The 25,395-nt window shown below is 57.1% G+C and carries 17 protein-coding genes and 2 pseudogenes; 7 read left to right on the forward strand and 12 right to left on the reverse strand.

The window, feature by feature from the left end:
* The first annotated feature begins 711 nt into the window (after positions 1–711).
* The 4 genes and pseudogenes from JFT87_RS01060 (at position 712) to JFT87_RS01075 (ending at position 7,937) form a co-directional block, all read left to right on the forward strand.
* A pseudogene (locus JFT87_RS01060) lies at positions 712–3,719 on the forward strand (type I restriction endonuclease subunit R).
* Positions 3,709–4,938: a restriction endonuclease subunit S gene (locus JFT87_RS01065; protein ID WP_201198176.1), complete on the forward strand. Its 1,230-nt coding sequence runs from the start codon at positions 3,709–3,711 to the stop codon at positions 4,936–4,938. Before JFT87_RS01060 ends, JFT87_RS01065 begins: the two are co-directional and overlap by 11 nt.
* Before the next feature lie 37 nt (positions 4,939–4,975).
* Positions 4,976–6,181, forward strand: coding sequence for an anticodon nuclease (locus JFT87_RS01070; protein ID WP_201198177.1), 1,206 nt, complete (start codon positions 4,976–4,978; stop codon positions 6,179–6,181).
* A 139-nt stretch (positions 6,182–6,320) separates the two neighbouring features.
* Positions 6,321–7,937 carry a type I restriction-modification system subunit M gene (locus JFT87_RS01075; protein ID WP_201198178.1) on the forward strand — a complete coding sequence of 539 codons (1,617 nt, stop codon included), beginning with the start codon at positions 6,321–6,323 and terminating at the stop codon, positions 7,935–7,937.
* A gap of 941 nt (positions 7,938–8,878) precedes the next feature.
* Here JFT87_RS01075 and JFT87_RS01080 read toward each other — a convergent pair.
* From JFT87_RS01080 to JFT87_RS01100, 6 genes and pseudogenes are all read right to left on the reverse strand, one after another.
* The gene (locus tag JFT87_RS01080; RefSeq protein WP_201198179.1) at positions 8,879–10,678 is read right to left on the reverse strand and encodes a DUF927 domain-containing protein; all 1,800 of its coding nucleotides are present in this window, start codon (positions 10,676–10,678) and stop codon (positions 8,879–8,881) included.
* Positions 10,671–11,357, reverse strand: a complete 687-nt coding sequence (locus tag JFT87_RS01085; protein ID WP_446739712.1) for a toprim domain-containing protein — start codon at positions 11,355–11,357, stop codon at positions 10,671–10,673. Before JFT87_RS01085 ends, JFT87_RS01080 begins: the two co-directional genes overlap by 8 nt.
* Positions 11,354–11,617: a hypothetical protein gene (locus JFT87_RS28745; protein ID WP_446739713.1), complete on the reverse strand. Its 264-nt coding sequence runs from the start codon at positions 11,615–11,617 to the stop codon at positions 11,354–11,356. Before JFT87_RS28745 ends, JFT87_RS01085 begins: the two co-directional genes overlap by 4 nt.
* Positions 11,618–11,824 (reverse strand): AlpA family phage regulatory protein, encoded by a 207-nt coding sequence (locus JFT87_RS01090; RefSeq protein ID WP_201198180.1) that lies wholly within the window; start codon positions 11,822–11,824, stop codon positions 11,618–11,620.
* A 121-nt stretch (positions 11,825–11,945) separates the two neighbouring features.
* On the reverse strand, positions 11,946–12,623 hold the full coding sequence (locus tag JFT87_RS01095) for a hypothetical protein (RefSeq protein WP_201198181.1): 678 nt from the start codon (positions 12,621–12,623) through the stop codon (positions 11,946–11,948).
* A 233-nt stretch (positions 12,624–12,856) separates the two neighbouring features.
* Positions 12,857–14,100 (reverse strand): annotated as a pseudogene (locus tag JFT87_RS01100) (tyrosine-type recombinase/integrase).
* 280 nt (positions 14,101–14,380) lie between these two features.
* Here JFT87_RS01100 and JFT87_RS01105 point away from each other — a divergent pair.
* Together JFT87_RS01105 and JFT87_RS01110 are read left to right on the forward strand one after the other, a co-directional pair.
* Entirely contained in the window at positions 14,381–14,620 is a 240-nt protein-coding gene (locus tag JFT87_RS01105; protein ID WP_201198182.1) for a type II toxin-antitoxin system RelB/DinJ family antitoxin, read from the forward strand.
* On the forward strand, positions 14,610–14,906 hold the full coding sequence (locus JFT87_RS01110) for a type II toxin-antitoxin system RelE family toxin (protein WP_201198183.1): 297 nt from the start codon (positions 14,610–14,612) through the stop codon (positions 14,904–14,906). Before JFT87_RS01105 ends, JFT87_RS01110 begins: the two co-directional genes overlap by 11 nt.
* 34 nt (positions 14,907–14,940) lie before the next feature.
* Here the strand turns inward: JFT87_RS01110 and JFT87_RS01115 are convergent, their stop codons facing one another.
* The 6 genes from JFT87_RS01115 to JFT87_RS01140 are packed head-to-tail and all read right to left on the reverse strand — an operon-like array spanning position 14,941 to position 25,154.
* Complete coding sequence (locus tag JFT87_RS01115) at positions 14,941–15,756, reverse strand: YfaP family protein (RefSeq protein ID WP_201198184.1); 816 nt, start codon at positions 15,754–15,756, stop codon at positions 14,941–14,943.
* A gap of 3 nt (positions 15,757–15,759) precedes the next feature.
* Positions 15,760–17,379: a DUF2300 domain-containing protein gene (locus JFT87_RS01120; protein WP_201198185.1), complete on the reverse strand. Its 1,620-nt coding sequence runs from the start codon at positions 17,377–17,379 to the stop codon at positions 15,760–15,762.
* 1 nt (position 17,380) lies between these two features.
* Positions 17,381–21,955 carry an alpha-2-macroglobulin family protein gene (locus JFT87_RS01125; RefSeq protein ID WP_201205044.1) on the reverse strand — a complete coding sequence of 1,525 codons (4,575 nt, stop codon included), beginning with the start codon at positions 21,953–21,955 and terminating at the stop codon, positions 17,381–17,383.
* Positions 21,952–22,602, reverse strand: a complete 651-nt coding sequence (locus JFT87_RS01130; protein WP_201198186.1) for a DUF1175 domain-containing protein — start codon at positions 22,600–22,602, stop codon at positions 21,952–21,954. The genes JFT87_RS01125 and JFT87_RS01130 overlap by 4 nt, the downstream gene beginning before the upstream one ends.
* Positions 22,587–24,311, reverse strand: a complete 1,725-nt coding sequence (locus JFT87_RS01135) for a DUF2138 domain-containing protein (RefSeq protein ID WP_201198187.1) — start codon at positions 24,309–24,311, stop codon at positions 22,587–22,589. The genes JFT87_RS01130 and JFT87_RS01135 overlap by 16 nt, the downstream gene beginning before the upstream one ends.
* 51 nt (positions 24,312–24,362) lie before the next feature.
* Positions 24,363–25,154, reverse strand: coding sequence for a YfaP family protein (locus tag JFT87_RS01140; protein ID WP_201198188.1), 792 nt, complete (start codon positions 25,152–25,154; stop codon positions 24,363–24,365).
* 15 nt (positions 25,155–25,169) lie between these two features.
* Here JFT87_RS01140 and JFT87_RS28590 point away from each other — a divergent pair, with 15 nt between their 5' ends.
* Positions 25,170–25,295, forward strand: a complete 126-nt coding sequence (locus tag JFT87_RS28590; RefSeq protein ID WP_274610055.1) for a hypothetical protein — start codon at positions 25,170–25,172, stop codon at positions 25,293–25,295.
* Positions 25,296–25,395 lie beyond the last annotated feature (100 nt).

Consider the following 25,395-nt stretch of genomic DNA (forward strand, 5'->3'; position numbering starts at 1 on the left):
TCCCACAGCCGGACGCAAGATCCGGGTGTACGTTTTGAAGGCTGGCGCGGTTTACCAAAAATGAACCAAGCCAGTCCCCGAGAAGCCGGCCACAAGCCGGCTTTTTAATGCCTGAAAGGCACGTGGTAGAAGGGTCGGATGAAAAAATTGCTGTTTGACCCACACTTTGACCCACACCCAAGCTCTGGTCAGCCGCCTATCTATTGCCTCTTTTTTTGGCAACAGCCAGCTTCGATCAACCAGAAGCAGACGCTCAGCGTTGATAGGAGCAACCACAATCCTTTGGAGCATCTGTATGACTTCTTGCGTCCTGCGAGGAGAAACTGGAACTTGAGTGGTTAGATTCCAGAACCAATGAAGTGTTTCAACAGGCGCTCCGAAAGAATTTGTGAATTTTGAAAGCCTTTATAGACGGAGATTTGATAGTTTTGAGACCGGTACGCGCGCGTACGCGCGTGATAGATCATTATCAAGCGGCTTGTCTACGTCAAAGCCAATCGGGGCCGTCCTATTTGGGTCGAATAAAACCCTATCGATACAACCCTGCGTGAGAGGCAGCTATCGACCTAAAGCAGACGTTGGCCTTCGACTAAATCCATTTCTCTTCCACGTCCCCCCACCGCAACCGAAGGTTCTTCTTCAGTTGATCTGTGGAGACTCAGAATAGTCATGTTCTACTATCAGGCACACGAAGAGCGCAGAGCACCCTCAATGAGTGAGCAAAAAATCGAACAGGGCTTTATCGACAAACTAGTCGAGCTCAAATACACCTATCGCCCTGACATCAATGACCGTACCTCGTTAGAGCACAACTTTCGCGAGAAATTCGAGGCCCTTAACCGCGTTCGTCTCACTGATGGCGAATTTGCTCGCCTGCTCGACGAGCTCGTTACCCCTGATGTGTTTGCTGCAGCGCGTACCCTGCGCGAGCGTAACGCCTTCACCCGCGAAGACGGCACCCCGCTGAACTACACACTGGTCAATATCAAAGACTGGTGCAAAAATACGTTCGAGGTGGTCAATCAGCTGCGAATCAACACCGACAACAGCCACCACCGTTTCGATGTGCTCATCCTCATAAATGGTGTGCCGTGCGTTCAAGTAGAGCTGAAAACGCTTGGTGTTAATCCGCGCCGCGCCATGGAGCAAATCGTCGAATACAAAAACGACCCCGGCAACGGCTACACCAAAACCTTGCTTTGCTTCCTGCAGATGTTCATCGTCAGCAACCGCGACAACACCTATTACTTTGCCAACAATAACGCCCGTCACTTCTCGTTCAACGCCGATGAGCGCTACCTGCCCATCTATCAGTTCGCTGACGAGACGAACAAAAAGATCACCTACCTTGACCTCTTCGCCGAGACCTTCCTCGGCAAATGCACGCTTGGCCAGACAATCAGCCGCTACATGGTGTTGATTGCCAGCGAGCAAAAGCTCCTGATAATGCGCCCGTATCAGGTCTATGCAGTCAAAGCCATTGTCGACTGTATCGAACAGAACTGCGGCAACGGCTACATCTGGCACACCACCGGCAGCGGCAAAACTCTCACATCCTTCAAGGCATCCACCTTGCTCAAGGACAACCCAGAGATCGAGAAATGTCTATTTGTGGTGGACCGCAAGGACTTGGATCGCCAGACCCGTGAGGAATTCAACAGGTTCCAGGAGGGGTGCGTTGAAGAAAACACCAACACCGCGGCGCTGGTGCGTCGACTGCTGTCCGAGGACTACGCCGACAAAGTAATCGTCACCACCATCCAAAAGCTCGGCCTCGCTTTGGATGAAACCAGTAAACGCAACAAGCAGCGCAAACGCAACGACCAGCTCACCTACAAAGAACTGCTGGCTCCACTGCGCGAAAAACGCATTGTATTTATCTTTGACGAATGCCACCGCTCGCAGTTTGGTGAGAACCACAAAGCCATCAAAGAATTCTTCCCCAAAGCCCAACTCTTTGGCTTTACCGGCACGCCCATTTTCGGAGAGAACGCCTCACGGATTAAAGTGGAAGACCAGCAAGCGTCTTACCAAACCACGGATGAGTTATTTCAGAAGCGGTTGCACGCTTACACCATTACCCACGCGATTGAAGACGCCAACGTTCTGCGCTTCCATATCGACTACTTCAAACCAGAAGGCAAAAAAAACCCAGACCAGGGGAAGGTTTAGCCAAGCGCGCCGTGGTCGAGGCCATCCTCGCCAAGCACGACATTGCCACAGCCCAGCGTCGTTTCAATGCCATCCTGGCTACAAGCAGCATCAACGACGCCATCGAATACCACCGCCTGTTTGCCGAACTGCAACAGGCCAAACAACTGGCCGACCCGGACTACCCTCCGCTGAATATCGCCTGCGTGTTCTCGCCGCCTGCCGAAGGAAATGCGGACGTCAAACAAATTCAGGAGGACCTGCCGAAAGAAAAGCAGGACAACGAAGAAGATCCAGAGGGCAAGAAAGCGGCGCTCAAAGCAATTCTGGCCGAATACAACAGCCGTTACGGCAGCAACTACGGCATCGGCGAGTTCGACCTCTACTACCAGGACGTGCAAAAGCGCATTAAAGACCAGCAGTGGCCCAATGCCGACCACCCGCACACGCAGAAAATCGACATCACCATCGTGGTCGACATGTTGCTGACCGGCTTCGACTCCAAGTATCTGAACACCCTGTATGTGGATAAAAACCTCAAGTACCACGGTTTGATCCAGGCCTTTTCGCGTACCAACCGCATACTGAACAGCACAAAGCCCTACGGCAACATTCTGGATTTCCGCCAGCAGCAAGATGCGGTCGATATCGCCATTACGCGCTTCTCCGGCGAACAAACCGGCCAACAGGCTTGTGAAATCTGGCTGGTGGACAAAGCCCCGGTGGTGATTGAAAAACTCCAGGCCGCCGTGCATAAGTTGGATGATTTTATGCAATCCCAAGGTGTGGCCTGCGCTCCGGAGGCCGTGCACAACCTGAAAGGCGACGATGCCCGCGCGGCGTTTATCGGCCACTTCAAGGAAGTGCAACGCCTGAAAACCCAACTCGACCAATACACCGACCTCACCGCCGACAACGCCGCCGCCATCGAACAGATTCTGCCCAAGGAAAGCCTGCTGGGCTTTCGCGGCGCCTATCTGGAAACGGCCCAACGCCTCAAGGCCCAGCAAGACAAGAATGGCAAGGGCGAAGGCGGCGAGAGCGCAGCCGTGGACCAGCTCGATTTCGAGTTCGTGCTTTTCGCCTCTAGCGTGATTGACTACGACTACATCGTGGGGCTGATGTCGCGCTTCTCTCAGCAAGAGCCGAGCAAGCAGAAGATGAGTCGCGATCAGCTGATAGGCTTGATCCAGGCCGACGCCAAGTTTATGAACGAGCGCGAAGACATTGCCGCCTATATCGCCACTCTCAAGGCCGGCGAGGGCCTGAGCGAAACCGCGATTCGTGACGGCTATAGCCGCTTCAAGCAACACAAAGACGCCACCGAACTCGCCTCCATCGCCGGCAAGCACCACCTAACCACAGCCTCCTTGCAGGATTTTGTGGACGGCATTTTGCAACGCATGATCTTCGACGGCGAACAACTCAGCGACCTGATGGCCCCGCTCGATTTGGGCTGGAAAGCCCGCGCCCAGGCCGAACTGGCACTGATGGAAGACCTATACCCCCTCCTTAGCAAACGTGCCCAAGGCCGTGAGATTTCAGGACTGAGCGCGTATGAGCAGTAAGAAAGAAGTAAACAACGCGATGGAAGATAACAAGCAAACGCGGGTTCCAAAACTGCGGTTTCCGGAGTTCCAGGGTTCGGAGGAGTGGGTAAAAAAACCCTTGGCCGCCTATTTGGTGGACTGCTCTGGAAGAGTACCTTCCGATACTAAATTGCCCGTTTACAGCTCCACAAGGGACGGACTGAAGCGACAAGACAAATACTTCGACGGACGAGTTCTACAAAACAACAATGCATATGGCGTTGTGCCGGCTGGGTGCTTTGTTTATCGACACATGAGCGATGACGGCCTCTTCAAATTTAATATCAACGAGACAGGTAGCGAGATCGCAGTAAGTAAAGAATACCCTGTATTCAGAACGAAAAACCTTAGCCCATATTTTCTTCTGACCAAACTAAACGAGGGTTTTGATTTCAAACAGTTTGCCCTTTCCCATAAAGCAGGCGGTACAAGAACCAGGTTGTACTTCAGCAAACTTTGCGAGTGGCAAACATTACTTCCTTCGCTAACTGAACAACAAAAAATCGCCGACTGCCTGAGTTCGCTGGACGCACAGATTGCCGCGCAAGGCCGCAAAGTAGAAGCGCTCAAAACCCATAAAAAAGGGCTGATGCAGCAACTTTTCCCCCGCGAAGGCGAAACCCAACCCCGCCTCCGCTTCCCAGAGTTCCGACACGCCGGGGCGTGGGATGTTCGAACAATTGGCGATATGTTTCGCCTCATTAACGGTTGCGCCTTCAAGCCGGAGGATTGGAAACCAAGTGGAACTCCAATAATCCGCATTCAGAATCTGAACGATCCGTCCGCTGAGTTCAATTACTCCCAGGCTCCAGTGCTAGAACGAAACCGTGTTGAATCAGGGGATTTGCTCTTTGCCTGGTCTGGAACGCTGGGTTCGTCTTTCGGCGCTCGTGTGTGGAACGGTCCGTCTGGTGTCTTGAACCAGCATATCTTCAAGGTTCTAATGGATGAGCAGCAGATTACATTGACGTTCTCGTTACTGGCCCTTGCGAGGGTTGAAGAAGACATCGCGAAACAGGCACATGGATTCAAAGCCTCGTTTGTTCACGTAAAGAAGTCGGATCTTGTTAAAGTAGACCTGCCACTGCCGTCCCTCCCCGAACAACAACGCATTGCTTCGTGCCTCACCAGCCTCGACGCCCTAATCACCGCACAGACCCAAAAACTCGCAGTCCTCAAAACTCACAAAAAGGATTGATGCAGCAGCTTTCCCCCAAAGCGGAGGTAGTTGGAGCATGAGCGAGAAGGCAAAGATTCACCGTTATACCAGCCTGCGTGGACTGGTCACCCGCCTGCGGGATGATCTGAACGGTGGTGGCCAGGACTTTGTACTGCTTTACGCCTACAACGGCACGGGAAAAACGCGCCTGACGATGGAATTCAAAGACGCGGGTAAACGCAAGAACAAGGGCCGGCCCGACACCCTGTACTTCAACGCTTTCACCGAAGACTTGTTCCGTTGGGACAACGACCTAGAAAACGACCGCGAACGGCGACTTCACATCAACAACGACTCGAAGTTTTTCCGAGGCCTGAAAGATCTGGCTCTGGATGAGCGCATCGCTCACTACCTGCGGCGCTATGCCGAGTTTGGGTTCGATGTCGACTACGACAGCTGGACTGTCAGCTTCTACAAGGGCGAAGATGACGCCGCGCCCCGGCATATTAAGGTGTCACGGGGCGAGGAGAACATCTTCATCTGGTGCGTGTTCATGGCAATCTGTGAACGAGTGATCGATGGGGCCGAGTCTTATCAATGGGTGGACTACCTCTACATTGACGACCCCATCACATCGCTGGACGACAACAACGCAATTGCGGTGGCCAGCGATCTGGCCCGATTGCTGCGCAAGGCCAACGGCCGTACCCGTGCTGAACCTACCGTTGCAGGTAACAACGACCTCGACGCGCCCGAAGTAGCACCCCGGCAGGTGGCAGCCCCAATCAAGGCGGTGGTGTCTTCACACCACGCGCTGTTCTACAACGTGGTGTGCAATGAACTGAAGACTGACAAGCATAGAAAATACCTCCTGCAGCGCCCCGAGCAAGGTAGCACCTACACCTTGCGAGCCACGGACGACACGCCGTTCTTCCACCATGTATCCATGCTGGCCGAGCTGCAAAAGGCCGCAGGCAGCGGCACACTCTACACCTACCATTTCAACATGCTGCGCAGCATTTTGGAGAAGACTGCCACATTCTTCGGGCGTGACGACTTTTCTGCCTGCATTCACGGCCTGGACGATGCCGACCTGTTTGCCCGAGCGCTGAACCTGCTGAGCCATGGCAAGTACGATATATACCAGCCCAGTGAGATGGTAGACGACAACAAGCGGCTGTTCAGGCAAATTCTGGATGCCTTCCTGCACCGCTACGAGTTCACCTTGCCCGAGGTTTTTGGACAGCGAGTCTCGAAACAACTCGGGGCGGTCCGGGCATGAGCGCATTCGCCAATTGGCCCGAATACCAGCTCATTTTGCCCACCCAAGAAGAATTGATTGCGGGGATAGAGCGCGCGAAGCGCTTGATCGGCGGACTCAACAGTGAGCCCCTACCCGCTGAACCGGACGACAGAACATCATGACCGAACACAACCAAAAACAACTGGGTAATACCCTCTGGACCATCGCCGACCAATTGCGTGGGGCGATGAATGCAGATGATTTCCGTGACTACATGCTGTCCTTCCTATTCCTGCGTTATCTGTCGGACAACTACGAGGCAGCAGCCAAAAAGGAGTTAGGCAAAGATTATCCCAGCGCTGAAGGCGAAGAAGGCGAAGAAGGCCGAGTTCCGCTGGCTATTTGGTATGCCAACAACCTGGATGATATCCCGGAGTTTGAAAGACAAATGCGTCGTAAGGTGCATTACGTCATCCAGCCGCCCCACCTGTGGAACAGCATTGCCAACATGGCTCGCACCCAGCACGGTGAATTGCTCACGACGCTGCAAGCGGGCTTTAAATACATCGAAACTGAGTCCTTTGAGAGCACCTTCCAAGGGCTTTTCTCCGAGATCAACCTCGGCTCCGACAAGCTCGGCAAAACCTATGCTGACCGCAACGCTAAGCTCTGCACAGTCATCCAGAAAATCGCCGAAGGGCTGGCCGACTTTTCCAAAGACATAGATGCACTAGGCGATGCTTACGAATACCTTATTGGCCAGTTTGCCGCAGGCTCGGGTAAGAAAGCGGGCGAGTTCTATACGCCGCAGCACATGTCCAACATCCTCTCTGCCATCGCTACCCTCGACAGCCAAGACCCCAAAACCGGCACCAAGAAACATCTGGATAGCGTGTTGGACTTCGCCTGCGGCTCAGGCTCGCTGCTATTAAACGTGCGCAAGCGCATGGGGCCACATGGCATTGGCAAGATTTACGGCCAAGAAAAGAACATCACCACCTACAACTTGGCCCGCATGAACATGCTGCTGCACGGGGTGAAGGACACCGAGTTCGAGATTTACCACGGCGACACCTTAAGCAACGACTGGGACATCCTGCGCGAGCTAAATCCCGCCAAAAAACCCACATTCGATGCCATAGTAGCTAATCCGCCCTTCAGCTATCGCTGGGACCCGGCAGAAGCTATGGCGGATGACGTGCGCTTCAAAAACCACGGTTTAGCCCCAAAATCGGCTGCCGATTTTGCCTTTTTGCTGCATGGCTTTCACTTTTTGAAAGATGAAGGGGTGATGGCCATCATCCTGCCCCACGGTGTGCTGTTTCGTGGTGGTGCTGAAGAGCGCATACGCACCAAACTGCTAAAAGACGGCCACATCGACACCGTGATCGGTTTGCCATCCAACCTGTTTTATTCAACAGGCATCCCGGTGTGCATTCTCGTGCTGAAGAAGTGCAAGCAACCAGACGACGTGCTGTTCATCAACGCGGCTGAACACTTCGTCAAAGGTAAGCGCCAAAACCAACTGACCGATGAGAACATTGCCAAGATCATCGAGACCTACCAGTTCCGCAAAGAGGAGCCTCGCTATGCTCGCCGCGTGGAGATGGGGGAGATCGAAAAGAACGGCTACAACCTGAATATTTCTCGCTACATCAGCACGACAAGTGCAGAGACAGAGATTGACTTAAAGATGGTCAATGACGAGCTGATAGAACTGGAAAAAACAATTCAGGCGGAGCGGGACAAACACAATACGTTCCTGAAGGAGCTGGGACTGCCACCCTTAGTGTGAACCGCAAAGAGAGTTAATAAGACCGTATAACAAGGCACATGGACAGTAACGCCTTGTTATGCGTCTATAAGTTACTCAAAGATTGAAAGGAAACGATTTATTTATAGGTAAACGTTTTTGGCCGCTCTATGTGGGTCGCCTCTGCCGCGTGCAGCATTCAACTCTGGTGATCGCCCATTCTCAATTAGCTATGCAGTAGACAGGCCGCTTGGTGATGGTCTACGCGCGCGCGTACTGCTCCGAAAACTAACAAGTCCTCTCGCCCTTTAAGATATTCAGAAATCATCATGTTCTTGTTGGCGATTGCTGAAAACACCTCAGTGCTTCCTGAATCGACTCGCTTCAAGCTCCAGGTTTTTCTCGGCTGGAGCGAGGAGTTATACGCGATGCTGCATGGGAGTCTTGATGTACGCCTCACACAAATCCGCACCTAACGCCCAGTAACACCTCGTCGGTACATGGCACTCGCGGCAGGCCATCACATAGCTGATCTACTGGTCACGGACCTTGCGCCACTCGGGCGTTGCATTCGTGGATGGAGTAGAGGTTGGTCCCGCGCTGTGCAAGGGCGGCGGTAATTCATTGAGCAGGCCGGAGAGGAGACTCATCGGCCTCCTCTCCCATATCGCCATAACCCCCATATGTTTCTGTGACAAAAAACTGGGGGAACAGGGGAACAGTGGGAACATTCAATGTTTCCGGGGCATAAAAAGGGGGAACGCGTACCACAGGGAAAGTCTTGGGGAACGGTGATGAACAAACATCAGGTACGGCGTACACCTTTATTTTAAAACAATGTTTGTGTTCCCCCCTGTTCCCCAACACTTCAATTAGGGGGAACGGCTACAGCCTATGGATTTACTGGCCGCTCCCCCTGTTCCCCTGCCCCCACACTCATAGGTTCCTATGAGATCGGTTATTGGTGTTGGTTGTATTGGTGATTAGACGCTGCCACCTTCACCATCAATGGCGTCGGGGTCGATCACGTACAGACGAGTCGAGCCCCCGCCGGGGATTCGATACTTCTTCGTCTTGCGGCTGTCTCGGTCGGTATCGTGCTTGGCGATGGCGCCAGCGCCCTCCAGCGCCTTCACTACTCGCGGCAGCCCCTGCCCGTGGGCGGCTTCAGTCATCGCCGACTTGTTGAACAAATAGAGGCGCTTACCAGCCACCATTTCCCAGTAACCCGCACGGTTGGACACCTTGGCGTCTACCTCGGACGAATCCACGTCTGAAAAGCGGCTGCTACAATGCTTTTCGATAAAGTCGAGAACACCCGCCAGGATCTGGCGATCCTCGGCATTGCCACTGCCCACCCGGCTCAGCCACTCACCATACAGCAACCGACAATCGGCCAAGGCGCTACCCGGCGTCCAGGGGAGAAGGCCATAAGCGATAGCCATTTCCCCCGCAAGTGCAATGATGGCGAAGCGATCCGCCACCCGTCCGGCTTGGGCGTTGTCCTCGGTGAAATGGGCGCGAATATCGGCAAAGTTTTTCAACAAGCCGGGACGGTCGTCGCTGGCGACCATTTGTTCCACGAAGGCAGGCCCGATATGCCCGTAGTGGGCACCGACAGCAACTGTCAGCTGACGGTGGAAGTCGGCACCCGACAGGCCGTGCAGATCGTCAAAAGCCCGGTAGGTGCGCGTACCAGCGTTCACGTCCACCATGCGCAATTCGGCGCCAGCATGAGCGGCATTACCACCGATAGCGGCGTGCTCGGACAGGGAGCGTTCACCACTCGAAAGCGCAAGCAGGCACCACGACAGTTTGGGCCGGCCTTCACGCTCGCGGGTCATGGTGCCCTTGCCCTGACCGTTGGCGAGCGAGTAGGCCATTTCCTGTACGCGCTTCGGATCGGCGCGTTTGATTTCGTCCAGAGGCAACATGGTGTCATTGCGACCTGATGCTTCGATCTCCAAACCGCCCTTTGTCATATCCCAAGATGCGGCGAAAATTCCGGGGTCGCCCCAAACCGACGAGCCAATCAATTGTGCCAATGACTTACCGCTGGAGCTGTCGCCCACCAAATGAACGCCGCCACCCAGCACGCCCACTCGGCTCAGCAGTGGACCCGCCAAGGCGCAGCCAATTGACAGCGTCAATACGGGGTTACCTTCGCACTTTGCTGCGACTTCGGTTTGCCAGCCCACTAGGTCGCCGCACATGCTGAACAAGTTCTGACCTTTGCCGCTGGCCTGATAGCGCACCTTGTCACTGCCGATGGTGCGGCCCGGCAAGACAAATGCGCCCGACTCATGCCAACCCGGCCGACAAGTGGTGGCTATCACCTCGGCGGAACGCTGACCCAACAGGTACTCCATGAACGCGCCACGTTTCTTTAGCGCAATGACTACGCCCATACCGAAAAGCTGGCGCCTAGCGTCCTCGCCGCTACCACCAAACACCTCCATTGGAATAATCCATTCCTTGATACCGCTCTGGGTCACCAGACGCAAAAGGCGACCCTCGCTGCCGTCGTCACTGTTAGTGGTGCGAGCAGCAACAGTTACAGGCGAGGCAATCCATTCATCCGTGATTGGGCGGTCTGTTTTGTCGACATCACTGTCATCGTCGGCAGCGGTGCGCTTGAAGCCATGCCAGTAAACTCCGGGCTGCAGCAAGCGGCTTTTCTCATTCGTTACGCAGTGCTCATACACGCCCCAGCACGGGCGCTCAGGCTCGACCATGGGCGCTTCGGGGCGCAGGTTGATTGCACTGTTCTCAGGCTTACGCATTGCGGCGGCTCCAAGCTACCAGATCGTTAAAGTCCGAAAGGGAATCCGGCGCATCAGACGGCCACTCGGGAAACGTCACCAAGCCACCTACCGCAACGGCAGCCGCATTGGCCGCGGTGCGCCCAGGGTTCCCCTTGGTCTGGCGGTCGTCATCGCCTGCGATGATGATTTCCGCGCGGTGGTACTTAGCCCGAAGCGCCAGTGCTACCGCTTTAAGGTTCCCGGCATTCAGGGCGCAGGCGACCGTATAGCCGCTCTCATGAAGAGTCGCGCCCGTGGCCCAGCCTTCACAAATACCAAGCGCCTTGCCCGGCTTGATACGACCCAGCGGTGAATAGGCGCCTTTGATCCGGCCACCACGCAGAAAAAGCTTGCTGCCATCTGGGCCGATCCGTTGCAGATTAACCAGTACGCCGCCGGCATACAGCGGCACCAGCAACTCGTTACGGTGCTGGCGCAGGCCATGAGGCTGTACGCCTTTGGCAATAAGGTACGGGTGATTGGGATCGGCGCAGCGCGCATTACTCCACAGGCGATGAGCCTGGCCCGCAACCTTAAGCTGGCGCAGGTACTGCTTGGCTTCGAATTGTTGACGGACCTGCTCCTTGCGCCGGGAGATCAATTGCGCCTCTTCGTAACTGGCAGCGCGGCGGCTGCTCCAATAGCCGGTGCCGCTCATCTTCCAGCTGCCAAAAACCCCCAAGCAATACAATCCAGGTGGAGGATGTACCAACCATTGCGGGTGCCGGCACGGTCGCCGGGGACATGGAAGCGCTTAACCTTGCCATCCGGGATCGGCAGCCGATCCAACCGGCCAAAGGTTTTAACCAATTCGCCGTGGAACTGAATCACGGGGTCAGTCATGGTCGTAGAGGCAGTGCTAGAATTGCCGTGCGCGCGGCTGCTTTCGTCTTTTGGGATGGGGTGGCCGTTTTTCATTTAGATCACCTCGCCCAGTTGCTCGGTAATCCAGGCCTCTACTTCCAGGGAGTTCCAGCCAACGGCGTGAGCGCCAGCGATGCGACGAGACTTCGGGAAGCGGCCCTCCTTCATCAACTCATAGATCGTGGTGCGCCCCAGCCCGGTTGCAGCTTTCACAGCCGGAAAGCGCAGGATACGGCGGGGTTGTTGAACAATTGCGGCCATCGTTGATTCCTTTTGAATCTCCCCGTTATGGGGCGAACGATGGCAATTCAATACAATGGAACGAGGCGTTTGCAGTCAGGTCTGCTCGCAGACTGTACAGTCTACGCGCAGACCGTAAAGATCAGCTTTTGGCGTTGCGATGCCCTCGAACCCAACCGTAAAGGGTCCGCTCAGTAACTTCGTATTGTTTATAGTGATGTCGCGCAAAAGCCGCCATGCCGCTGTAATTGGCGCCTCTGGCATCCCACTCGGCCAATGCCGCAGCTCTAAGCTGGTTGGTAGGTTTGTGGCGTGCGATGGCCGAGCGGCGACCCATAGCGCTGACAGCCTCCTTGGCTGCGTCAATGCTTTTCCTATAGATCTCGGCCGAAGTAAATGACGAATGTATTAAGTCATAGCACTCGTCCATATCTGGTGAATTCACACCCTTGATAAAGAGGTAATCGTCGATATAGATAATGCCCATAGCCGAAAAAAGGGCTTCAAAGTCAGGAAAATCGTCGGCTGAAAGGCGACCCGAAATCACGCTCGGGGTCACATATTTCATGAGGACATTCAACAGCCAGCCGTAAGATCCTTCCTCTAGGGCTCGTGCCACGTTTGTTGTTATTGAACCGTCAACCCCTCGGAGCGTCACCTGACCGACATCAATTGCCTGCTGGATATACGGCGCCCATCCCTTTTCATTCTCCTTTATGTCTTGAACAATATCCTTGAAATCCTGAATTGTCGGCTGCTTTCCAATTCTGTCCGCAACTACCACATAAGCATCGTGCCCAGCTTTCCAGAGAGGTGACAAAAAACCGCATCTGTCGTCGCCAAAATGAAACCAATCAGCAGTGGACGTACCATCTGCACGAAGGAATATTTTTTCTCGCTCCCCCTCTCGCCCTTTGCAAAGGTTAGGTAAGGGTCAAAGCCTGCAAATACGTAATTCGTTTCATTCATCCGACATAAACTCAAATTAGATGACCCGCAAAGTTGTTGAATTATCCATCTATCACCCCTTCGGACTAAACAGCGGTAGCTCATTCAGGCGCGTTTGAAGTCGCCGTGAATAACTATTGCCGATGGCGGCGTGGTAATGAACTTCGCCCAATCGGCCATCAAGGCGCGGCGCTTCTCGATGAAATCGGATCGGGAGTAGGCTGCCTCGGTTTGGTCGCGTTCATCGTGGGCCAAGGCCAGTTCGCAGACTTCACGGGGATATTGGGTGTACTCGCTTGCCCAGTCACGGAAGCTCGACCGGAAGCCATGACGGGTTACGTCATCATGCCCGAGGCCGTGCAACAGGTTGCGGATGGCGTTGGCATGCATAACCCCAGTCTTACCTTGACCAGGGAATAGGTTCGAGTCGCCATCGTCCCGCGGCAGAGTTTCCAGCAGCTCGACTACCTCGGGAGCAAGGGGAATGTTGAAGGCTTGGCGCATTTTCATCCGCTCGGCAGGCAGCGACCAAATACCGGCCTTCAAGTCAAACTCCGACCATTTTGCGAAACGGACCATGAGCGCTCGCGCGCCAGTGAGGATCAGCAGTCGGGCTGCCACAGACGCGTGTGAGTCGTTCATCGCCAGCCTGACCATAAGCGTCGGAACCTCCTTCCACTTCATCGCAGGAAAATGCTGGCGCTGACGGGCTTTTTCTTTTCGGCCTTGCTCAGCAAGCTGTCCAGATGCCCGCGCCAGCGTGCCGGATTATCGCCATCGCGGAGCTTGTGCGCCTTGGCGGCATCTAGGATCTGCTCGATTTGTCCACGCACCTCGTCGGCGGTGCGAGTCTTGGTTGCCCAGATGGGGCGCAGTACTTTCAGGACCTGCTCGGTCTGAATTTCAGCAGCAGGTAGCTTGCCGATGACGGGGAAGGCATACAGATCTAGTTTTCGCAGCCAGCCTTTACGCCACTTTTCCGACCAGGTAGAACCATGAGCGTTGCGGTATTCAGTCGCAAGCGACTCAAAAGTCACCCGACGCGATTGCGCTTGTCGCTCGGCTTCGCGCTTCACCTCTCGCTCGAGATCACGGGCGGCCAGAGGGTCACTGCCAGCAGCCAAGACCTTGCGTTGATCTGCGGCCAGTTCGCGGGCCTTCGCTAGAGTGATGGTTGGATAAGGACCCAGGCCCATTTCACGACCTTTGCCCTCAATCTTGTAGCGGAAAATCCAACTGGACACCCCAGCTTTGCTTATCTGGAAATACAGACCGTCACCGTCATTGGTTTTGCCTGCGCCTCCAGACCGGGCAAGTGATTCGATTGCCTTGATCGTCAGCTTGCCCATAAAGCCTCCTCAGTCCGACCCACACTTTGACCCACACCCTAATCGCGATTCCCAGCGATAAACGGCGGGTGCTTACGGACTGATATTAGGCTTAAAGCCCTGTAAAATCTAGGCTTCTAGAAAAACTGCGAAAAGCTACGGATCATAAAAATGCCGGCCACAAGCCGGCTTTTTAATGCCTGGGAAATGCCGCCCTCCCGTCCAGAACTCAAATCACCTCTTGTCCAGCACAGGCTCCAGTTGATACCGTAAAGACAATTGTCATTACAGGAATTTCATCATGGCCTCCATCAATATTCGAATTGATGACGAACTCAAGCAGCGATCCTTCGAACAGTTGGAAAAGCTCGGTGTAACGCCCTCCGAGCTATTGCGCCAAACGCTTCAATACGTCGCCGAGCGAGGCAAATTGCCGTTCAAGACTGCGTTGATCAGTGATGAAGATGAAGCACTCATCGCCGTAGTCACGGAACGCCTCGCTGCACCGCAGCGAGTCAAGGTCAGTCTGGATGACCTATAGTCTCGAGTTTGATCGTCGTGCTTTAAAGGAATGGGACAAGCTGGGCGACACAATTCGCCAGCAGTTTAAAAAGAAGCTCGCAGAGGTTCTCAAAAATCCTCGAGTAGATGCCAACCGGCTTCGCGAGCTCCCGGACTGTTACAAAGTGAAGCTCAAAAGCGCAGGCTACCGCTTGATTTATCAAGTGCTTGATCAGGAAGTTCTGGTGTTCGTTGTCGCTATCGGGAAGCGAGAGCGAGAGGCTGCTTACGATGTCGCGCAAGATCGACTTTCGCCTCAACGCTGAACAACCTCACCATCAATAACAATGAACAGATGACTCACGGATAACTAAACGCCCTAACCAACGTCAACTCCCCCACCGCCCGCATCGGCACCACAAACGTCTCCATCTTCTCGTTCGGCGTCCCTTCCTCCGTAATCACCGTCACCTGCGCAGTCGTCAGCGGCTGAACCGCGTCCGCCTGACCTTCGTCATCGCTGCGATACCCGCCGCCAAAGTAGTTCACATAGATCAAATATTGACCTTTGATCGGCGCCGGCATGGAGAAGATTTCAGGGCCATACCCCGTGGTGACATCGACGTCGAGCGCCGCGCCGTTAGGTGCCACGCGATCGCCGTACCAGATGTGCGCACCATCCGGCGTCACAAGGTGCAAATCCAAATCCGTGTTATCGCTGTCCCACGACAACAACACCCGCAACTTGGCCGGTGTCGCCCCGCCGCTGGCGCGGAGAAACTGCGTGCGATGCCGCTGCTGTCCATCCGGGCTACGAACTTCAACACTGTTGCTGCCATTCGGAAACGAGTACGGCCGATCAAAGCGTCCAGAGGCGTCGATTTTCAACGGCATGCTGATGCCGTTAACGATCAATCGGCCAGGCTCACCCGTCTTGGGTGTGGCTTTTATCTGGCCGCTGATGCGCGCGGTATTGGCCTGGCCGACCGGTGTGTTTACCGAGGAAGCGGGATAGTTAACCGTCTGGCGGTAGTTTTCGCCTTCGCCTTCAACTGCGCCAGTGCGCCAGCCGCCGACGGGGGTGTCGAGTGTGACGGCGGCGTCGGCGGCGAAGGTCGTCGGCAGTACGCAGAAGGAGCAGAGGAACAGGAAGACCTGTGGATAACTGAGTTTCATGGCCTATTCCAGCAAGAGGTGACGGGCGAGCCCTTCGATGTAGGTTTCATCCTGGCCGTTCGGGTGTGCTTCGAAGGCCAGGTGCAGGTATTCGTGGGTCAGGTCGAGGCGGTCTTGCAGTGACTGCACGCCGCGCACGTAGATGCGTTGGCGTTCGCGGTCGACAAAAGGCCGGCCAAAGGCGAGGCGGCAGACGGCGAAGGTGCTGATTTCGTTGTAGCCGACTTCGTTTTCGAGGCGTTGGCGCCAGCCGCGGCGCTGGTTGAGCAGCCAGTCTTGCGCGGCGGGCAACGCTTCGCAGGAAGCAACCGGGTTGTCCCAGCGGCTGAGGCTGGCGCGCGGGTAGGCGTGCAGCAGGATGGCGTCGTAGCGTTGGCCGGCGTTGGCTTGTTCGACGGCTTGCTGCCAGGAGAGTTTGTCCGGGCCCGGCTGGTCGGAGTGATACGTGACGGTGCTGCCGGCCAGGACGAGGTCGCTGGTCCACGCCGCGATGTTGCGCGATTCTGCGGTGGCCGGGCGTGGGGCGACGCGTTGGCGGCTACTGCTGTCGTCGATGCTCAGGCAGTCGCCGTTGCGGGTGGCGTTTTGCAGCAGGTAGGTTCTGATTGCGATGGCCAGTGCTTTGGCGGCCTCAACAGGTTCGGACTTGGCTTCTCGTTGCAGGACGCGGGCGACGTATTCTTCGCGATCAAGGCGCGCAACAAGCTTGTCTTTCAGCAGAAAGAGTTCGCCGTCGCTGTGGATATCCAGTTGATTGCCGCTGGCGAATTCGACGCGATAGTTGCCTTGCAACGGCCCGGAGTCAGCAACCCGATCCCCCGCCAAAACGCGGCTGATCGGATAGCGAGAAAACAGCCCCACCTCAACACAACGCCCCGCATCCAATGGCCAATCCACCGGTAACACCGAAGCCAACGCCCCACCGTAATTACGCAAAACCATCTGACTGGTCCCACGCCCACCGGCCCAGATCGGCGTGCCATCCACCGTCCAACCGGCGAACCCGCCCTGACGCGACGAAGGGTCCTGATCGCCCAACCAGCTCCAGGTTTTCACCCGCAACCGGCCGCCGAGTTCACCCACGACGTTGCCGTCAGCGGCGTTCAACACCACGTCCAGCAACACCCGCCGCGCTTGATCCTGCGCCGGCAGCACGGCCAGCACCTTGAGCAATTCAGCGACTGAAACTCGGGTGGAAGGCTGCAACGATGGCAAGTTCAGCAACCACTCCGGTGCCTGCCTTAACTGCCAATATGCCCGCCACTCAGCACCAGCAATGCCCAATCGCGCAGGTTCAAAGTACAACCCGCAAGACTTCACCAACGCCTGATCACGGCCAATCTTGCCGCCAGCCGTGCAGCAATAAACTTCTTCCTTCGACTGCCCGCGACATTCATAGGGCGATTCATGGGCGCCGGTATCCACCAGCCAGCCATAAACAAACAACTTCCACAGACTACCCAGTGGCGTTTGCAAAGAGTCAGGCAACGGTTCGCGGGAAATCAATTGAGTCCGGCTCAACGACAGCAATTCCCCCTTGAAGCCCAGCCGCAGCGGTTCGTCCTGCGCCGTCGCCAGCGCAGGGATCAAACACAGCAGCAGCCAGACCAGAGGCCGAGTCATGTCAGTTGACCGTGACCTGGCCAAGCGCCGGTTTCTGTTCCTGAGCCTGATGCTGTGGCGCGTAGATCTGAGTGAAACGCACCGGCGGCAAGTTGAACTGGCCTTTCTGCGAGAAGCGCACCAAGTGACGTACGCGCAATTCGCCGCTCAAGGCGTCCACGGGAATCGCGTAAGCCATCTGACCTGGCTCGAAACGCGCCTTCTCCAGCGCTGTCGGTTCGGTGCCGGCCTTGCCCATCAACTTGATGCCCCAGGTGGTGCGTTCAACGTCAGCGCCCGGCGGCAGCGGCACTTCGATCATGCCGTAGCGCAGTGGCTTCGGCGCTTTGCTGGTGATGATCACTTCGTCCAGATACAGGCTGTCGCTGGACAACAGCTTGGTGCCGACCGCTTCAAGTTTGAATTCGAACGCTTCGTCACCCGGCACCAAACGCGACAGACGACGGGTGATGGTCACAGCCATCGGGTCGATTGCCGGTTGTTTGGTCTGGTAGCTCAGCGCGGCGCGTAGCGGACGTTCCTGGGTCCCGGTCAGCGACAACGCTGCCGGCACCGGCGTAGCGCCCTGCCATGTCCAATACATCTCACCGGTATCACCGTAGCGTTTCTTCCAGCCTTCACCCGGTGCCAGGGCGATGGTCGGCGAAGCTTGCTCGATACTGCGTTGCAACCAGCTCAACGCCAACGCGCGTTCGAGGGTCGATTGCTGTGGCAGCAGACGTTGCAACAACGCTTGCGCGTGAGCCTGATCGAAAGCTTGCAGCGACAGGTTCAGCGCTTCGGCAAACGGCTGCGAACTGACCGCCAACCGTTGCTGCGCATCCGCCAGTTGACGATTAAACGCGTCCGGCAGAGTGACCTTGGACTGGCGCGCCAGCGATGCAGTCAATGCCCGCGCCGCCGCCAACCCCAGCGCCGAATCCGGATCGCTCATGACGATACTGTCTTCGCCATCGTCCATCAGGTTTGCGGCATTGCCGTCGCCGGCCTTCGCCAGGTCATCCATCAAACCGCTGAGCAAGGTGTTCACCGGCAATTGCATCTGCTTGGCGAACGACAGGATCAGTGCCCGCTGCAACAGCGGTGTGTTTTTGGCCTGCTTCGAATAAACCTCCAACACCCGCTGCCAGTGCTCCGGCGGCAAGCTCAGTTCCAGCGCTTTGCTGGCGTACCAGTCGGCGTAATAGGCGTAAGCGGTGAGGAATGCATCCGGCTCACCGTCCTGTCCCCACCAAGTGAAACTCGCCGAAGGCCCGGCCATTTGCACCAGCCGCAGACGGCTGTTTTGCATGATCAGGCGCAAGCGATCGCGAACCTGTGGATTCGACGAAAGCGATGGATAGGCAATGCTCAGTGGCAACAAACGGCTGGCGGTTTGCTCGACGCCGCCGTACGGATAGCTCAGCAAATCATCAAGTGCCGAACGGAACAGCGCTTGCGCACTGTCATCCAGGCGCAGGCGAATATCCGTCGCATCCGCCGGCAAGGTCAGCGCTGTGTCACCGCTGAGCGCGTCCACAACCTGGCTCTGAGTCACCTGCCAACCTTCACCAGTCGCGGTCAGGCGCACAGCCAGGGCATCGGCGGTTTTACCGTCCTGCACCAGTTCTGCGGTCCAGTCGCCGCTCGCCAATGCAAACGCCGGCAACGCGATGTAGTTGATGCCGTTGTTCAGGGTTACCGGCACACGCTGATCGGCGCCGCCGTAATGGATCACCAGCTCAGCCTTGACCGGTTTCTCGGCCTGACTGAACGCGAACACACCGAGATCCGGTTTGTCGCCGGTACGGAATTTGGTCGGGCCGCTCCACTTCAGGTACAGCGGCTTTTCCGAACGAACGAATTGCTTCTTCTGCCCAACCTGACCGTCATCGGCGATCGCCCGGGCAGTGATGCGCCAGCGAGTCAGCGAGTCCGGCATTTTGAAGGTGAAGCGGGTTTTGCCGTTGGCGTCGGTCACCAGTTCTGGCTGCCACGCGGCGGTGTCGACGTCTTCACGACGCGGCCGCTCCAGCACTTTCACCCCACGCTCGCTGCGGTTGGCTTTGCCAGGCGCGCCTGGGCTGCCCGGCAATGCCACGTCGTAACTGATGAACGACAGGCTGGCGCTGGTGCGCACGTTGTTGCGGCGCGGGTGATAGAAGAACTGGTCGATGGTCGGCGCGACTTCCGGTTGCAGCGCGTAGATCATTTCGTCCACGACACTGACCGTCAGGTGCGCCGGAATTGGCTTGCCGGCGAACTGAGTGGTCAGGTCAACCGACACGGTATCGCCAGGTTGATAGGCCTCTTTGTCGGTAGCAATCGCCACGTCGATTTGCGGCGTAATTACCTTGATGCCGGCGTTCTGGAAGCTGTACTGCCCGCCCTTGGTGTAGAGCACGGAGAAGGTCAGGTTCGGTGCGAAGTTATCCTTCACCGGAATCCGCGCGCGGTATTGAGTCTCGCTGAGTTTTTCCATCTTCAGCCAGTCGCCGCCCTTGGACAGCAGCGCCGTGGCCTCGACCTTGTCCCGCTCCAGCGACAGCAGCGCATCGCTGACCGGTTCCGGGAACGTGATCAACGCCAGGGCTTCGTCGCCAGCCTTGTACTCGGGTTTGTCGAGGACGATTTCCACAGTGCCCGGCACGGCTTTGACGCCATCGCCGGTGACCGAATGACCGGTGGCGCCAACCACGCGGCCATGGTCATCCTTCAAGGTCAGGTTGTAAGTACCCGCACGGTCGAAAGCGATACTGAACCCTTTGTCTTTCGCAGTGAGTTTGCCGTCGCCAGTGGTCTGGTCTTCCAGACGAACCCAGCTGTAGCTGCTCGGGGTGACGGCTTTGCTCTGCTCGCCGCCACCTTCATTGGCGTAGCTGAAAGCAACCTTGTCGCCCACCGCACTGAACCGTTGCGGTGCGCTCAAGCGGAAGCTGGCGGCGCCACGGTCGATGAGAATTTCCTTGGTGGTCTTGACCCGATACGCCGCGCCATCGCTGGCGAACACGGTGAGCATGTAGCGGCTCGGTTTGTCGGCGGCCGGCAGGTCAAGGGTCGCGTTGCCCTTGGAATCGGTGGTCAGTTCGGTGCTGGTCAGCTCGATCGGGAATTGCCCGAGGTATTGCAGCTCGTTGTCGACCATCGACAGTTGCTGGGCGCGCAGGCTCAGGGTCAACTTGGCGTCGGCCACCGGTTTGCCATCCGGGTACAGCAGCACCAGACTGCCCTTCACCGGTTCGCCGGTGCGGTAGTCCTGTTTGGCCAGATTCAGCGAGATTTCGAAGTGCGGCTTGATGTATTCGGCGACTCGGAAGGCACTGCTGTAGGCCTGATCCTTGTAGCTGAAACGCAGCTCATAACCACCCGCCACCGCGTTGTCCGGCAACTGGAAACGACCTTGAGTACCAGACTTGGAATCGAGCTTCAGCGCCAATGACTGCAGCGCCGTACCGGTGGCATCGAGCACGGTTACGTTGACGTCGGCAGCGGTCGGTGCCACGGAATCCCGGGCGTTCTTGAACTCGCGACCGACGATTTTCAGCGACACCCAATCCCCCGGCCGGTACAGCGGTCGGTCGGTGAAGGCATAGAGTTTGGTGTCGTAGATTTCGCTGTCGTAATAGAAGTTCTCGGAGACGAAAACACCGCCCTCTTCGTCTTCACCGATCACGAACGAACGCTCGGGGCTGACGTGTTTCAACCGCAGCAAACCGTCGGTGTCGGTGGCGCCGCTGCTCATCACACCCAGGCCATCGGTCCACAGCACGTTGACCTTCGGCACCGAACTGCCTTCGTGTTTGCGCGCAGCCCACACCACCAATTCATCACCGGCAATCTTGCTTACGGCCACGGTGTTGGAGACAAAGACCATGGTCGTCGCGCGGTACTTGCCGATCAGCGCTTCCACCAGATACAGACCCGGTTTCAGATGACCCAACGGGATGTACACGTTACCCGGTGCAACGCTGACGAATTCACTGGAAGAACCGGCCAGGTTCACGCCGGCGGGCGGCTGGACCGGTTTGGCTTCCCACAGCGGATAACGGAATTGACTGACAACTGGCAAGCCCGGAATCAGTGCGAATTGTGGCTGAGCGTCGTAAGGCGTTGGCGCGGCAATCGCGGTGCCCATCTTCAGCTCAGGCACTTCTTCGGTGACTTGTTGACGGGACTCGTAGGAAAACGCTCGTTGCATCACGCGACGAGATTTGCGGTACCAGTTGTCCCACAGGTACGCGAGGGTGTTCGACAGGCCTTCGCCCTTGAACTGGCCGTCACTGACCACGCGGTGCAGGTTCTTCTGACGCTTGAGGAAATCCAGCGGCTTGTCGATGCGATAGACGCGAATGTCGGCGCCGCCATAAGGCTCCATGCGGAACCGGCGATAGTCGCGGCCCGGCGCTTCGAGGCGAACCATCGCCTGTTCGTCGCTGGCGAAGCTGCTGTCGGCCAGCAAGAAAAAGCTTTCACCGGCCACCGGCGTGTAGCCGCTTGGCTCGACGGTGTCTTCGGCGTTGACCACCGACAAGGGCAGCACCAGAGCCAATAACAATGGCAGTTTTGAGCAGAAGCGCAGCATGCGGGCACCGATCATTGGGAGAGAAAGTTCAGTCGATAGACGCCGATGAAGTTGGGGTTGGCTGCGTCGGGTATCCATCGGGTGTCCTTCCATGTCATGAGTTGCTGCAGGCTCGCGGATCGCATGCCGTTGTCAGTAGGGGTGGTGGTACCGGTGTGATAGGCAATGTAACGGCCCATCCAGATCATCAGGTGCTGGTCGTCGCCCTGATCGAAAAACATCAGGTCGCCGGGCCGGGCCAGCGCCACGTCTCGACCGACCAGATGGCTGTTGAACTGAATCAGTTTGATCGCGTTGACGTACGGCCCGACCTTGCCGCCGCCCTGCTGCCATTGCTGGGCGAGACCGCGCTGGGCCTCGCTCAGTTGCAGTTCGGGCGGCAGGTAGCGGTTGGACAGGCCATTACTGCGCAGCCATTTGTCGTCATGGACTTTCAGCGCTTCGTTGGCGGCGAAACGCACCAGGCCGGCGCAGTCCTGCTGAAACCAGCGCGGGCTCGGGCCTTGGGTCAGTTGTTCCTGGGCGATGCGCACGAACCAGGCGCGAAACACCTGGGATTGCTGCACGTCGAGCGGCGGCGCCTCATTGGCAAATGCCCGACTGCCGAGCAGCATCGCCAGCAGGCCGAGGCCTCGGATAAGTGCTGTCACAGGGCTTTCCATTCCAGCGGCAGCCATTGCCAGTGGCCGTCCGGCTCACTGCCCTTGGGCAAGGTCAGCGCGTATTTGCCGTAACCGCCGAGCTTGCGCAGTTTCGGGATCAGGTAGGTTTGCGCGGCGTTGTAGAACACCGGTTCCATGTCCTGCGGCAGGCTGTCGAGGGTTTCCTGTTGCATCAGCTGCGCCATGGAATCCGGGCCGAAGTAGACCGGCATCAGCAGGTCTTTGGGCAACACATCGGCCAGCGGAGGGAAGCGTTTGTCGAGGGTGCCGAGGGCCTTATCGACCAGTTTGTCGTCGAGCGAGAACAGCAGCGTCGAACCGTGGCGGGCCAGGCTGACTTTCATGAACGCCTTGCCGGTGATCGCGTCCGGGTTCTCGGCATCCTTGGCCGCGTACGGGCCGAAGTTGGAACTGACCTGACGCTGCCAGACGTGGCTCTGGCCTTCCTGCTTCTCAACCACCGGGAACGCGTGCTCGTCGACCTTGCCTTCGTAGGCGCCAACCATCGAGCCGAACAGGTTGCCCAGATCGCCGTCGAGTTTGGCGCTGTCCTTGTCGTTCAGGCTGACCACCAGCAGTGGCGTGTACAGCCGCGAATCGGCGTACCAGCACAGGCCCGCCGCGCCGGCCACGTGTTCGGTCAGGGCCTCGGCGACTTTTTCTTCGGCACCGAGTTTTACCAGCAGCGGTTTCTGTTGTTCAGCCGCCAGCGGCAAGGCTACGCAGGCGCTGGCGCCCATCGGCATGGCTTGCCAGATCGGTTTGAAATCGAAGTCTGGCTGGTTATCCAGTTCGTCCATGGCGAGGAAGCTGTGCCAGCCCTTGTCGTCCATGTCGAAACGCAGGCCGGCGAAGTTCGGGATAAAGCGCTGATAACCCATGGCCAGAACGCTGGAATTGACCGACAGGCGTTGCTTCACCTCAGGCAAGCGCGGTTGCAGGCCGAAGGCTTCGGGGAACAGTTTTTGGCCCCCGAGCAGTGCTTCTAGCGCCTGAGTCGAGACCATGCCCGGTTCATCGACCGGACCATGGCCGCCTTCGTACAGCTTGGCCGGGTTCGACAGCACCACCAGTTTGTCGCCATGGGAGGCGAACAGCAGTGCCTTGGTGGCGTTGTAGGTCAGTTGATAGAGCGCGACGTCGTCGGCGCCGACTTTCACATCGCCGACTTTGGTCAGTTGCGTATCGTCCAATGCCACTTTTGCCAGCGGCTCCAGCACCTTGGCCAGGCCACCGCGATCCATCACCAACAAGAAGTCTTTCAGGCGACCATCCGCCCCACGCCACAGCGCCACATCGGCCGGCTGATCGAAGAGCTGCTCGATCAGGCTGTCCTGCAACTTCAGGTCATGTTCGTAAATGATCCGCCGCAAGCTGCCGATCAAACCGAGACGATCCACATGGGCTTCGTAATAGAAGACGAAATCTTCGGTCAGGGTTTCCTTGAGGAACGGCACCGCCAGCAAGTCCTTGGGCAATTGGCTCAGGGAACTGGTTTCCAGCAGGCCGTCCGGGCGGCTCATGCCCAGTTTGTCACTGGCCAACGCCGCCAGCGGCACTTTGGGTTTGTGCATGAACCAGCCCAACCCGCCCGCGACACCCGCCACCAGGCACAGCCCGACCAGCACGGCCGGCCAACGCCGGGAAGATTTGGCAGCCGGTGCGTCAGCGGCCGGGGGAACGGCAGGGGAAATCGTGTTATCGCTCATGTTCACGCTCATGTTCCCAAAGCTCAGCAATTCATCCGTGGAGCGGGATGCTTAATAGTTGAAAGTCTTGACCAGCAACAGGTCACCGATGGCCCGCAGGGGCACGATGAATGTCTCGCGTTTTTCGTCGACGGTGTTTTCGTTGAGCACCAGGTTGATCTGCGAGGTAATCACCTCGTTCTGGTTACTGTGCTCATCGAAGTTATAGCCTTCACTGCCGAAGTTGCCCCAATAGTTCACATAAACCAGATAGGTGCCATGCAGCGGCGCGGTCATGGTGAACATTTCCGGGCCGGGGCCATCGACGCCGTCCGGGTCCAGGCCACCGCCGTTGGTCAACGCCGTGTGGGCGAAGAACGCGTGCTGGCCGTCGGGAGTAATGATGTGCAGGTCGAGTTCGGCTTTTGGATCATCCCAGCCCAACACCACGCGAATCCGCGCCGGAGTGCGCAGGTTGTTGGCTTCATAGAATTGAACGCGCTTGAGGGACTTACCCTCGGCACTGCGCACTTCGACGCTGTTGGAACCGGCGCCAAACGCATACGGCCGGGCGAAACGCCCTTCGTCGTCGGTATACAGATTCAGCGGATTGCCGTTGACCGCCAGAGTGTGCGGCCCGCGCTGGGTGCCGATGGCCTTGAGCTGGCCTTCGATCATCGTGCGATTGCGCTGCACGCCCCGGTCGATGGGCGGTGTGGGATAGGCGACTTGAGGGTTTTCACTGCGATCGAGCAAGCCGTTATAACGCCAGCCGCCCACCGGTTCCGATAACTCGGCCGTTGGCTCGGCCCAGGCAGCGCAGGCCCAGACCAGCGTTATCAGCAGTGAAAGAAACCAACGCATGTGACGCCTCCTGCCATGCATAACGAAACCTTGCGCCCGATCCTCGGCGCGTTACAGATCAAAAAACTGCGTTTCGTCAGAAAGACCCGTGACTATTGGGTCGTAGAAGGCGCGAAGGTTAGCGATTTGGCGGTTTTTTAACAATCAGATACATCTTAATTTGTGGTGAGATTCACGGCCCCCGGTAGACGGTGAGCCGAATAGGCATCATATTCGGCTCACAAAATGAGCCGAATAGCTT

Source organism: Pseudomonas sp. TH15 (assembly GCF_016651105.1).
Taxonomy (GTDB): Bacteria; Pseudomonadota; Gammaproteobacteria; order Pseudomonadales; family Pseudomonadaceae; genus Aquipseudomonas.

Excerpts from the sequence above, each read along its gene's own strand:
- JFT87_RS01110 (WP_201198183.1), top strand. The coding sequence starts at position 14,610 with ATGACCTATAGTCTCGAGTTTGATCGTCGTGCTTTAAAGGAATGGGAC.
- JFT87_RS01080 (WP_201198179.1), bottom strand. The coding sequence starts at position 10,678 with ATGCGTAAGCCTGAGAACAGTGCAATCAACCTGCGCCCCGAAGCGCCC.
- JFT87_RS01070 (WP_201198177.1), top strand. The coding sequence starts at position 4,976 with ATGAGCGAGAAGGCAAAGATTCACCGTTATACCAGCCTGCGTGGACTG.
- JFT87_RS01120 (WP_201198185.1), bottom strand. The coding sequence starts at position 17,379 with ATGACTCGGCCTCTGGTCTGGCTGCTGCTGTGTTTGATCCCTGCGCTG.
- JFT87_RS01130 (WP_201198186.1), bottom strand. The coding sequence starts at position 22,602 with ATGGAAAGCCCTGTGACAGCACTTATCCGAGGCCTCGGCCTGCTGGCG.
- JFT87_RS01115 (WP_201198184.1), bottom strand. The coding sequence starts at position 15,756 with ATGAAACTCAGTTATCCACAGGTCTTCCTGTTCCTCTGCTCCTTCTGC.
- JFT87_RS28745 (WP_446739713.1), bottom strand. The coding sequence starts at position 11,617 with ATGAAAAACGGCCACCCCATCCCAAAAGACGAAAGCAGCCGCGCGCAC.
- JFT87_RS01065 (WP_201198176.1), top strand. The coding sequence starts at position 3,709 with ATGAGCAGTAAGAAAGAAGTAAACAACGCGATGGAAGATAACAAGCAA.
- JFT87_RS01140 (WP_201198188.1), bottom strand. The coding sequence starts at position 25,154 with ATGCGTTGGTTTCTTTCACTGCTGATAACGCTGGTCTGGGCCTGCGCT.
- JFT87_RS28590 (WP_274610055.1), top strand. The coding sequence starts at position 25,170 with ATGCATAACGAAACCTTGCGCCCGATCCTCGGCGCGTTACAGATCAAA.
- JFT87_RS01075 (WP_201198178.1), top strand. The coding sequence starts at position 6,321 with ATGACCGAACACAACCAAAAACAACTGGGTAATACCCTCTGGACCATC.
- JFT87_RS01135 (WP_201198187.1), bottom strand. The coding sequence starts at position 24,311 with ATGAGCGATAACACGATTTCCCCTGCCGTTCCCCCGGCCGCTGACGCA.
- JFT87_RS01085 (WP_446739712.1), bottom strand. The coding sequence starts at position 11,357 with ATGAGCGGCACCGGCTATTGGAGCAGCCGCCGCGCTGCCAGTTACGAA.
- JFT87_RS01125 (WP_201205044.1), bottom strand. The coding sequence starts at position 21,955 with ATGATCGGTGCCCGCATGCTGCGCTTCTGCTCAAAACTGCCATTGTTA.
- JFT87_RS01105 (WP_201198182.1), top strand. The coding sequence starts at position 14,381 with ATGGCCTCCATCAATATTCGAATTGATGACGAACTCAAGCAGCGATCC.
- JFT87_RS01090 (WP_201198180.1), bottom strand. The coding sequence starts at position 11,824 with ATGGCCGCAATTGTTCAACAACCCCGCCGTATCCTGCGCTTTCCGGCT.